The 10086-nt window shown below is 57.8% G+C and carries 12 protein-coding genes; 5 read left to right on the forward strand and 7 right to left on the reverse strand.

Annotation, left to right across the window (positions count from 1 at the left end; genetic code table 11):
• Window positions 1–950: 950 nt before the first annotated feature.
• The 6 genes from ABEA12_RS15505 to ABEA12_RS15530 all read right to left on the reverse strand — a co-directional run bounded on the left by ABEA12_RS15505 (window position 951) and on the right by ABEA12_RS15530 (window position 5600).
• Window positions 951–1718, reverse strand: a complete 768-nt coding sequence (locus ABEA12_RS15505) for an SCO1664 family protein (RefSeq protein WP_210100917.1) — start codon at window positions 1716–1718, stop codon at window positions 951–953.
• Entirely contained in the window at window positions 1718–2263 is a 546-nt protein-coding gene (locus ABEA12_RS15510) for a DUF3090 domain-containing protein (protein WP_210100916.1), read from the reverse strand. Before ABEA12_RS15510 ends, ABEA12_RS15505 begins: the two co-directional genes overlap by 1 nt.
• 15 nt (window positions 2264–2278) lie before the next feature.
• Entirely contained in the window at window positions 2279–2980 is a 702-nt protein-coding gene (locus ABEA12_RS15515) for a histidine phosphatase family protein (RefSeq protein ID WP_210100915.1), read from the reverse strand.
• A gap of 464 nt (window positions 2981–3444) precedes the next feature.
• Window positions 3445–4059 carry a hypothetical protein gene (locus ABEA12_RS15520; RefSeq protein WP_345468877.1) on the reverse strand — a complete coding sequence of 205 codons (615 nt, stop codon included), beginning with the start codon at window positions 4057–4059 and terminating at the stop codon, window positions 3445–3447.
• Between the two features lie 140 nt (window positions 4060–4199).
• Window positions 4200–4583: a hypothetical protein gene (locus tag ABEA12_RS15525; protein WP_210100913.1), complete on the reverse strand. Its 384-nt coding sequence runs from the start codon at window positions 4581–4583 to the stop codon at window positions 4200–4202.
• 279 nt (window positions 4584–4862) lie between these two features.
• A complete protein-coding gene (locus tag ABEA12_RS15530; RefSeq protein ID WP_210100912.1) occupies window positions 4863–5600 on the reverse strand; it encodes an alpha/beta fold hydrolase in 738 nt (245 codons plus the stop codon).
• A 389-nt stretch (window positions 5601–5989) separates the two neighbouring features.
• On the opposite strand from ABEA12_RS15530, the gene ABEA12_RS15535 reads away from it, so the two are divergent.
• The 3 genes from ABEA12_RS15535 (at window position 5990) to ABEA12_RS15545 (ending at window position 7646) form a co-directional block, all read left to right on the forward strand.
• Complete coding sequence (locus tag ABEA12_RS15535; RefSeq protein ID WP_345468879.1) at window positions 5990–6484, forward strand: GrpB family protein; 495 nt, start codon at window positions 5990–5992, stop codon at window positions 6482–6484.
• Between the two features lie 187 nt (window positions 6485–6671).
• On the forward strand, window positions 6672–6890 hold the full coding sequence (locus tag ABEA12_RS15540) for a hypothetical protein (RefSeq protein WP_210100911.1): 219 nt from the start codon (window positions 6672–6674) through the stop codon (window positions 6888–6890).
• A 216-nt stretch (window positions 6891–7106) separates the two neighbouring features.
• A complete protein-coding gene (locus tag ABEA12_RS15545; protein WP_210100910.1) occupies window positions 7107–7646 on the forward strand; it encodes a GNAT family N-acetyltransferase in 540 nt (179 codons plus the stop codon).
• A 128-nt stretch (window positions 7647–7774) separates the two neighbouring features.
• On the opposite strand, the gene ABEA12_RS15550 is transcribed toward ABEA12_RS15545, so the two are convergent.
• Window positions 7775–8284, reverse strand: coding sequence for a GNAT family N-acetyltransferase (locus ABEA12_RS15550; protein WP_345468882.1), 510 nt, complete (start codon window positions 8282–8284; stop codon window positions 7775–7777).
• A 396-nt stretch (window positions 8285–8680) separates the two neighbouring features.
• On the opposite strand from ABEA12_RS15550, the gene ABEA12_RS15555 reads away from it, so the two are divergent.
• Window positions 8681–9187, forward strand: coding sequence for a hypothetical protein (locus ABEA12_RS15555; RefSeq protein WP_210100908.1), 507 nt, complete (start codon window positions 8681–8683; stop codon window positions 9185–9187).
• Window positions 9188–9201: 14 nt separating this feature from the next.
• The gene (locus ABEA12_RS15560) at window positions 9202–9420 is read left to right on the forward strand and encodes a hypothetical protein (RefSeq protein WP_210100907.1); all 219 of its coding nucleotides are present in this window, start codon (window positions 9202–9204) and stop codon (window positions 9418–9420) included.
• The last annotated feature ends 666 nt before the right edge of the window (window positions 9421–10086 follow it).

Raw genomic sequence — 10086 nt, forward strand, 5'->3', positions numbered from 1 at the left:
CTTCCTGCCCGCCGCCGCGGCATAACTTCCACTCGGTGCCTAGGATCCGTTCCGAGCGCCCTGCACTGGATCTGCACCATCCCGAGCTCAGTGCCCGCATAACACCGGAAGGTTCTGTAGCAACAATGTTTGGGCCTGCTTCTCAGAAAGACACCGGAGAAGCAGGCTAACACCACGTACTCACGCCGGCGCGGTCGTTTCGGGGTGCTCGTTCGCAGTTCTTGATTAGAGGAGCCCCCGGTCTTCAAAGAAGCGATTCACTTTGGAGGAAACCATCCCCGTTGGCATGTTCGGCTGCGTCTCCGGTCAGCACTGCGAACCTTCAGGGTGCACCAAGCGGCCCGGGCCTACGTGCAGTAATAGACCCTGCTTGTCCATGCCGCAACGGTTCACTGCAGCCGGTGGATGACGTATGACATCTCCTATGTCATGCGTTCCTCTGAATCGGCCCGATCCCTGCCCCTGAGTCGCAGTTTCCCGCGGACGCGAATCCATCCATCTTGACGATGCCTTGCAGGAAAGTGCAACACTCGGCGACATACTCAATTCTGTGGCAGAGAAGCCTGAAACGAACCTCACCGCGCATGCGCCATCGCCCTCACACGTGCTCCGATGGCGGCCATAAACCCGCATTCGCCGGCCGGAACGATCTCACAGAAGAATCAGGAGAGCTCCTTTTAGGCCCGGATGCCCGGTGGGCCGCCGGAGCAAAGGGCGCGGCAACCGCTGACGCGCCGACTGAGAGCTCCGATGTCGGGAGCTCTCGGTAGGGAAGGCTCCCAGCCCGTCAGGTCATCGCGTGCCCTAAGGCCGGGAACAAGCACCTACCCAAAGTGTGGTCTATAACCGTGTTCACGCCAGTCGGTACAGCCCTCGCGAATGAGCTCAGCAGGTCTCTGAAGATCCATGCCATCCTCGTGGGGCCACCCGCGCGGCCCGTAGACGATGATTTAAAACAGCGGCCAAGGCACTGCTGGCATCTCTTCGTCCGGAGTCGGAAACGTCCGGGCTGTGCGTAGCCGGCAGCAACGCAAGCGGAGCGTCGAGATTTCTTCGGTGCTGATTAGGGCCACCAGATTCCGCCCCAGCTGGCCATCCAGTCCTTCGATGACGCGATCGATGCCCTCGAGCTCCTCCGCGTTGAGAGCCTCTCCCGTCCATCCCCATAGGACCGTGCGCAGTTTGTGGTCACGATGGAAGGTAAGCCCATGGTCCACGCCATACCGGTGGCCACCCGTCATGGCAAGAACGTGGTTTCCTTTGCGATCGGCATTGTTGACGAGCGCGTCGAACACCGCCATACGTCTGAGCTCGGGGCGGTCTTCGTGAATCAGAGTGATTATCCGTCCGTTCTCATCTTGGCCCTCGAGAACGTGCTTCCAACCCGTCCGCGGCAACTCCTCCGCGGCGATCAGGTCCACGGGATGCTGGGTAGGGTCTTGATCCTGCCAGAGCTGCACCATTCCGTCACCCAGCGGGCCATCGCGCAGCCAGGTGTGCGGAACAACGTTCCAGCCCATGACCTGCGAGACCAAGTAGGCGGCCAACTCCCGGTGTGCCAAGGTTCCGTCGGGAAAATCCCACAGCGGATGTTCACCTCCTATCGGCTTATAGACGACCACTACATCTCCGATCCTGCCCAGGAAGGTGGCGTTAGAAGCCGTCCTGATGCGGCCGGTGAGCGTCAGCTCGGCGCTCTCCAGCGCTGGCTCAGGCATCAGGTCTCGGGAACGTTGCAGATGTGCCCGTCGGCGTCCATCGGGTAGCCGCAGAACGGGCACATCGGACGTCCGGCGCCCACGATTTCGCGGGTGCGCTTGGCGAATGCCCGCGCGGAGCCTACCGGCATGCGCACCAGCAGCATTTCGGTCGCGACAGGTTCAAGTTCTTCGAGGGATTCTTCATCATCGACATCAGTGATCGGGTAGGCCTCAACGACGACCTGTGCCGTTGTTGGGTCCCAACCTAGGCCCATGGCACCGGCCCGAAACTGCTCCTGAACGGACTCGAGCTGATCATTGTCGACGAGTTCAGGGGGAGTAGTCGCGGGAACGCTAAAGGGGTTACCTTCCAAAGTGACGAGCTGGTCAAGGATTTCGTCGATCTTATCGGCGAGCATGGCCGACTGCTGCTTCTCCAGGACAATACTGAGGATCTGCTTCCCTGCGCGTACTTGCAGGTAAAATGTGCGCGCCCCCGGAAGGCCAAGGGTGCCAACGACTACCCGATCGGGCCAGATGAACTCATGAACGCGTGTAGCCATACAAGCATCTTAGGCTCATGGGGTTCGTGGCGCATCCTGCCCTGCACCGCCGCCTACCGGAGCATCGCCGGAGTGGACTGCATTGGATAGCCATGACAGATCCCCTGAGTCGGTGTTGGTTGCGTAGACGGTCGGCCGATGAGGGCCGTAGCGCACGATCGATACGGAGGCGGGACCCACATTAAGGCGCTGGAACAGGTCAAGGTGCATGCCTAGCGCGTCGGCGAGCACCGACTTGATGACGTCACCGTGGGTCACCGCCACCCATACGGCCCCTGGCCCGTATTCTGCTTCGAGGGCTGCATCATGGCGGCGAATCGCTGCCACGGACCGGGCCTGCATCGCAGACAGTGATTCGCCGCCGGGAAAGATGACAGCGGTTGGTTGTGACTGGACAACTGACCACAAATCTTCGGTTGCGAGATCACTGAGTGACCGTCCCTGCCATTGGCCGTAATCGCACTCTGTTAGATCCGGATCGACCGGTGCGTGGGGGGTGCCGGCCTGGCGATCGAGGATGAGTTGGGCGGTCTGTCGGCACCGCTCAAGGGGGCTAGAGACCACAGCGGCCAAACGTAGGGCCGCGAGCCGGTGTCCGGCCAGGGCCGCCTGGTCGATCCCGATGTGGTCCAGGTCAATGCCGGGGGCCCGGCCTGCGAGCAGTCCTGTCGCATTGGCATTGGTGCGGCCGTGCCGCACGAGAATAACTGTCGCCATCCAACCAGCATAGCCATCAGTTGGAAGGCAGGATCCATTCGACCGTGGAGGCACGAATAGGGTAGCCGCGAATCAACATGCGTGGCTGGTGGCAAAGGAACACATCTCAGCCTTGGATCAGATTCGGTTAGGGTCGCTCCGAACGAAGGATGCCGCTAGCACCGCGGTGACAGTCCTGAGGTACCGGAACGGGGTCGACGTGAGTCCATGAGCGGTTCGGGGTACGAGCTCTGAACCGGACGTGAGGCAAACCAAAACTTGTGGTGGACGGTCCATAATGCCAAATCTTCTGCTATTCGAGGAGAGAGCAGTGATGTTCGCCAGGGCGATTAAGGAACCGCCTACGGGACGTTTGGCAAAGGGTGGCCGCTTTTGCCGGTTCGCGTCGGCAACTGGGCATAATGGATTGGGTGAGCCAAGTGTTTGGTTCCGCAGGTGAAGCAGGCCTTGGGGTCAGGGCGTTACTAGCTGTGGATGCCGTACGCGGTCATCACCCGTTTCATGACCGGATCCGTGGGGCCGATTACCGCGCCGTGATTAGCCTTAACTGGGTCGCTGCCAAGTTCGGCGTCTGCACGGCGCATCCATAACGCCCAGCAAGTACCCTTGGCTATGCGGGAATCGAAGCGGATGCCAAGCGGTTCGGTACCGTCATCGAGGATTTGTTCACGCATTCGTTCGGCCAACCACGTTGTCACCTCTCGATCGTGGGTGAACATCACACCCTTGGCGATATCTTGCTGTCCGGTAAATCGGGCGAGATCGGATCCAGCGGCCAATGAAAGCGCATCGAGTGTCTCGGGGGCATGGGCGTCGATCCACCACCCTGCTGTTTCTGGTATTTGAATTCGGTAAAGATGGTGCCCATCCCGCCAGGATGCAGGCAAGTGTCCGGGCTGCATGTGCCCAAGACGTTTCCAGTCCTCGTCAATATCACGCATGGTCTGGTCTATAGTTTCCCCGAAGAGAGCGGAAAGCTTATTGACGTGTGCCTGATGCTCCCCAGTCATCCGGGCCCACGCCAAGCATTCCCGAAACGCCGTTTCCTCGTCCTCGGCAATATACAACGTCCGGCTCATGGTGTCCCACCGGCTCCAGCCGGTGCGGCTTTTCTCGACGCGCTCGGGCGGAGCGAGAGGACCGTAGGCCGGATTGGCGATGCGGACCCCGGAGACAGGTCCGGAGAGGAGCCCAAGCCCGATCTTGGTGCAGGTACGCTTCATCCGGTGAAGGACTCTTCGGTCATTGCCTGGACAGCAACGCGAAGTTCTTTGAAACGATCCTCCATAAGGGCTTCAACGGGGGAGTCCTCGGCGAGCCAAGGGTTCGAACCGATAAACCAGAGACGTGCGACATGATCCCCCTGGGACTGGGACACTTCGGACCAAGCGCGGTATCCATCCATCAGCCGACGGGTCGCGGCAGCGTTTGGCTCCGGGCCGTCCTGCTTGGCCCATTTGTGACTGATTCGCTTGTCCTTGGCGCCTGCCAAGCCGGCAACGAGTGTTGGCCCCAATGCGGCGTTCAGGCGTCGGACAATCTCGCGGATTCCCATCCGGCTGGTGTTCAAGTATGCATTGCCGGTGCTCGTGGTGATGCTCATGGTTGTTGTCTCCCTACAGCCTCAATACAGCAAGCTTACAATCAAAGCACTGCTTAAGCTACATAGAAACCACACAGCGATGCGATTTGTGAGTCGTTGCTTTAGGCCGGCAACAGAACTTGACTGTCCTATGGTATCCAACTTGAACCGCGAAAACCACGGAGTCCAAAGCTCTGGTTCAGCAGTGAAGCGAACTTGCCGATTTTTTGTCACACCTGTGGAAGCAAACATTCACATCTGGTTGGCGATTGGAGCTAAACCGTAAATCCAGCCCTGTGGTCAACGACAGCGTCCTGCAAGGGAACCACACCGGTTATGTCTTGACGGTCCTTGTTGTATCCGGCGTTCCAGGGCGAGGAGAGCTTCGAGTACCGGTTCCGGGTCCGTGAGCACGGCCAAGTGGTGGCTGGACAGGTCTGGGGTCAGCCAGCCGAGCGCTTTACACCGCTCTGCCTGTTCCTGGTATGCCTCGCTCAGGCGGAGGTAAGCACACGGTGCATCGGGCCAGCCGGAAACCAGCGGCTGGGCTTCTTCAAACATGGCTATGGGCAGCCGAGGATAGCCGGCGGAGAACCGTTCCCGCACGTCGGCGTCGGGAAGCAGTTCTGCGAGGCCGGCTGCGCCCCACCACTCCGACCACGGTGGCAGCCAGCTGCCCCTGACCATGGCCTGGAGCTGCTCGGCGAGTTCGGGTGGAGCTTGCTTCAGCCAGCTCCGGCCGGGAAAAGGAAGGCCAGCATCGATGAAGACGTAACCCGCCACCCACTTCAGCGCCTTTCCTGTTGCAGGTAGAAGCGGGCCCGCTCCACCGTGACCAACAAGGATCACCCGATCATCGTCAGCGTTGTCCACGATCGCGGCGACCTGCCGGGGCCAGAATGGCGGCCCGTCCGTCAGCGAGGTCCTCAAATCCGGAACGCTCACCCGGTGTCCGCCGGCCCGAAGGCCGGCTGCCAGGGCCTCCCAGGTCGAGGGGCCGACCAAAGGGCTGTGCACGAGCACGAATGCAATGGGCATGCGCTCAGCTTGGCGCACTCCAGGACCTGCTACCAAGCATCGGTCCGCCTACCCGTTCGAGGGAACGGTAGGGAAATTTTGCCTTTCGGTGAGGCTAGCATCGGATGCCTCGTAAGCCAGTCGGCAGACGGGTCCGGTAAATGCAAAATGGTGGATTCGGGCCTTTCCCTGTTGATGTTCCACAGAGGAGCAACTTGCGGGATCACTGTAGGGTCTGGATCCGCGTGTCAGTCATCCGGGTTCCGTGTCACTCATCGACTGTTTTCACGCATTCTGAGATTCCAAGCTCTGGTTTGGGCACTGGCATGATGGATCGATCAAACCTGAATCCGATGAACACTTGGAAGCCGTATTGAGTAGGCGGTCGTGAAGAACGTCCAATCGTCATTGTGGGGTACGACTCTCAATGGTCTTCACGTTTCGATGGCCTCGCTTTGAACATCAAGGAGGCGGTTGGGGATGTTGCGCTGACGGTTGAGCATATTGGGTCAACCTCCGTCCCTGGATTGGCAGCTAAACCGAATATCGACATATTGATGACGGTTGAAGACGTAGCGGACGAAAACTCATACTTGAGCCAGCTTGAAGCAGCGGGATTTGTACTCCGTGTTCGTGAAGCCGGCCACCGCATGATGAGGACTCCGAGCAAGGATGTTCACATTCACGTGTTTTCTGCGGATAACCCTGTTGTTTCCAACTACCTGGACTTACGTGATTGGCTTCGCGTGGATGAGGCGGACCGGGCCCTCTATGCGGCTATAAAAAGGGATCTTGCTCAGCAACAGTGGGCTGACATGAACTATTATGCGGAAGCCAAGACCGATGTCATCACAGAAATTCTTTCCCGCGCCCGCATGTGGCGCGTTGGTAGAAGAGTGACATGAAACTGAGAATTTGAGTGATCGCGGGCGGAATCTCTCCGCAGGTCAGGGCTTTCCCATGGTGACAGGAAGCTCGGGATCCTACAACCACTGGACGTAGCATCCTGATTGCGACAGGTTGCTCTGCTGCAGCCCCGATCTGATGGTAGTTTCCGATGAGCGCAAAGTGATCAAGGGTAAACTAGGTAACGTGAACAGCAGTGTCGGGCGCATCGCCCTCATCGCCATCGGTTTGATCGCCGTGATCATCGGTGGAATATTCGCCGGGCAGGGAATGAACCTGATCCCGGGGAGTTTCATGACTGGTAACCGTATGTGGCTCTTCATCGGGGTGATCGTAGCGGGCGTCGGCATCACTCTTCTGGTCCTCGGCCTACGTCGACCCAAGACCGGCGGACCGAGCAAATGAGTCTCAGCTGGGGGCGCGTCTAGATTTGTCCTAGATCTGATTACCGGGCAAGGCAGAAGCCCGGAGGAGAACGGTCTTATCGGGGCACTTCAAGAGCGTAGTGTCGACTTCCAGCATGATTTTCTGCGACTTGAGACGGCACTCCGTGTAGGAAGGTGCTGTGAAGCGCTTGAGGTTGCTGCGCGGGTCGGCTGCCGATTGGGTTAGAGTGACGAGGTGCCAGCTGAATTCGAGATTACGACGATGATAGAACCGCTCAGTCTTGCAGTTTTGCCGGAACTACTCGCCTTTGAACGTGACAATCGCGAATATTTTGCTGAGTGGGTGCCGGACCGCGGGGACGAGTACTTTTCACGATTCAAAGCGAACAATCAGGCGCTCATAAGCGAGCAAACAGCAGGTCACTCTTTCTTTTTCATTGTTCGTGATGAAAAGAACCGACTAGTCGGACGGGTCAACCTAGTCGATGTGAGGGAGGGCTCCATCTCGCTGGGGTTCCGCATTGCACAGAATGCAACCGGCCTTGGACATGCTGGGCGGGCAGTCAAACTCGCGTGCGCTTTCGGGCAGAAGCGCGGTGTACGGACCATCACTGCAATGACGACACTCGCCAATCGCGGGTCCCAGCGCATCTTAGAGCGGTCCGGCTTTGGCAATGCTTCTGGGAATCCGGAGTTCGTTTTGCTGAACGGACTTGAACACAAGATGGTGCACTACGCGTGTGACTTGAACCCGAATGATTTCCTCCACGGATAACGTGGATCAGTGTCAGAGATTCACTACACAAATTTCAGCACTCTTTCGTGCAGCCATCATTTTCCCGTGTGGGCAACGCCCATGGGACTTTACGGACCGGTTGCATTTGAGGTTGTTGTTCTGCGTGTTCAGAGATCCAGCCGGTAGATCAGCGTCGGAAGTCCTGAGGGCGTAGTGTCATTGCGATCGTAGGTGAAGCCAAGCTTCTTAGCGCGGTGAATTGAAGCTGAATTATCCGGGTGAATGTTTGCGATGATGTAAGGAATGTTCTCGTTTGCTTTGCCCCACTCGATCCAGGATTGAGACCCTTCGGTGGCGAAGCCTTGTCCTTGTGCTGATTTCCCAAGGATGTAGCCAAGCTCTATTTCATCCCAGTTGGACCAATAATGCAGCCCAATGCGTCCAAGGAATTCTCCAGTCTCACGATGGAACACTGCGCTTTGTCCATAACCACGATCCATCCATTCCTCGGCAAAGCCATCGACTTGGTATTCGATGGCTTCTGGGGTCAGCCTGTCGCCTCCGATGTATCGAGCAACCTCTGGATCGGCATATATTTCCGTCAATGCTTGGGTATGTTCAATAGTCAGTGGTCGCAAGGACAGACGAGGCGTTCTTAGTTCAAAGGGTGAATGCATGGTTGTCACTCTATAAGCCTGTTTAGTTATCGTTGGCGTTCAACATAAGGGTCCACAGCCGGACCAGCTGAACGTAACATGGTAGGTTTGGGGTTTTGCCTGTGTAGCGTTCCGGAGAGGAACCTTGACTGGAGGTCGCATCCTTTCGTGGAGCTTTTCTTGGTCGCCCTTAGAAAGGCGCGGCTCGTTTCAGGTCAACAAAACGAACCAAGTGATGCGGCATAAGTTGATCAGGTGGAGTCTTTTCCATTGCAGCATCTCAAGTACCGACTCCAGGAAAGTGAATGTCGCTGGGGGAGTACAGGAAATGCATCGCTAATCCCATGCTTCAGACGTACCGTGAAGAGACCATGAGAAATAGCCCACTCAAACGGGAAGCTTCCCGACGCTCGCTACGTGAGCGTTGGCGGATGTCCCTTTACCTCTCTCGCTTCGAATGGCACCTCGAAGGATTCCTGCAAAGCTAAGGAACGTAAACCTGCTATCCGCTCACTGCGCAAAGAACACATCGAAGACCCGCGAGACATCAATGTCGCGCTCCACGCCCTGGGACCGCCCGCTGCCCTCGCAGCGCGTTACGCCAAAGAAGGAACACTGCGCCCCTTGTGGTCCATCGGGATTATCGCCACCGGCGTGGTCATCTTTTTTTACTGGGGCCTCTTGCTGTCCTTTGGCGCCGGCATGCTTGCTGCGCTAAAGAAGAGTGGGATCGCCGAAGCACACGCCACGTTCCTATTAGTCGACGTCACGGCCTCCTCAAACGCAGCTGGGATCGGTATCGGATGGACCAGCCAAGCGGTATGGCTCGTCATCCCGGCAATTATCATCATTCTCGCCTTCCTCTTGGGATCAAGACTTTGGCGAATCGCCAGCTCCATTCCACACACGCGTACTAGCGCATAGACCTAGGGAGAAAAATGACACAGGATTCGAACAGCATAGTGAGCCGCAGCCGAAAGGTGTTTGGGAAGTGGGGTGCCGGATTCGCCGTTGGACTCGCGGTTGGAACCATGCTGGGGATCGCGACGGGCAATATCGGTGTTGGTATAGCGCTCGGTGGCGGGATCGGTGTGGCGATGGCCGAGGCCTTCGCAGAAGATGAGAATCGCCGAAGGAAGCGTAATACTGACCTTTAGTACGTGGGCGGTTGCAGGCTCGTTCCCGTGTGCAAACCGACATCGTGCTTACTAGTCTGTTGGTTCTACTCCTCGTCTACCTGCAGGCCGTAGACCGCTCGCGGGCTATGGCCTGCGTCCTGTTGCCTCGAGTCGGCTGCCCGCGAATTTATAGCTCCTCCCTTAACCGGAATCACGGCGTTTCACATCTCCATCCATTCAGGATCATAGATACTTTGATGTGAATCCGGTGGGCTTTCATTGCCCTTCCTGCTTCCTCTCATGAAATGCTTCTGACTCGGATTACCGGAAACCTAACTACGCCGTGACCGGGGAGATGGCCGGGACTGGCTTTGGTGGGGGTTTGCCGGCGATACCTCGCGGCCCGAACGGGAACTCCATCATTGACGAAATCGCTCCACCCTGCTGGCGCCCTTTCCAACAGTCCTATGCGTCAAAGGACGACACTGAAGGTTGACAACCACAGCACATGATCGTGGGTCAGGACCAATCTCATGGCCCACCTATCGCCAAGTGCATACCCCAGAGGTATGGTCGGTTGCGCTCGTCAAGTTTTTGAGACAGCTTGATTGATTTTTCTTCTTACGCTGCTGCCAATACATACTGCTGTTGGAACACGGCCAAGGCCTTGGCTGGCGACAGTCCCTGATTGTTGCTGTGGGGCCG

This window comes from Paeniglutamicibacter antarcticus (assembly GCF_039544305.1).
GTDB lineage: Bacteria > Actinomycetota > Actinomycetes > Actinomycetales > Micrococcaceae > Paeniglutamicibacter > Paeniglutamicibacter antarcticus_C.

What these genes read in the sequence shown, in the direction of transcription:
- ABEA12_RS15550 (WP_345468882.1), bottom strand. Translation starts at nt 8,284, where the DNA reads ATGCATTCACCCTTTGAACTAAGAACGCCTCGTCTGTCCTTGCGACCA.
- ABEA12_RS15525 (WP_210100913.1), bottom strand. Translation starts at nt 4,583, where the DNA reads ATGAGCATCACCACGAGCACCGGCAATGCATACTTGAACACCAGCCGG.
- ABEA12_RS15515 (WP_210100915.1), bottom strand. Translation starts at nt 2,980, where the DNA reads ATGGCGACAGTTATTCTCGTGCGGCACGGCCGCACCAATGCCAATGCG.
- ABEA12_RS15510 (WP_210100916.1), bottom strand. Translation starts at nt 2,263, where the DNA reads ATGGCTACACGCGTTCATGAGTTCATCTGGCCCGATCGGGTAGTCGTT.
- ABEA12_RS15520 (WP_345468877.1), bottom strand. Translation starts at nt 4,059, where the DNA reads ATGAGCCGGACGTTGTATATTGCCGAGGACGAGGAAACGGCGTTTCGG.
- ABEA12_RS15505 (WP_210100917.1), bottom strand. Translation starts at nt 1,718, where the DNA reads ATGCCTGAGCCAGCGCTGGAGAGCGCCGAGCTGACGCTCACCGGCCGC.
- ABEA12_RS15530 (WP_210100912.1), bottom strand. Translation starts at nt 5,600, where the DNA reads ATGCCCATTGCATTCGTGCTCGTGCACAGCCCTTTGGTCGGCCCCTCG.
- ABEA12_RS15560 (WP_210100907.1), top strand. Translation starts at nt 9,202, where the DNA reads ATGACACAGGATTCGAACAGCATAGTGAGCCGCAGCCGAAAGGTGTTT.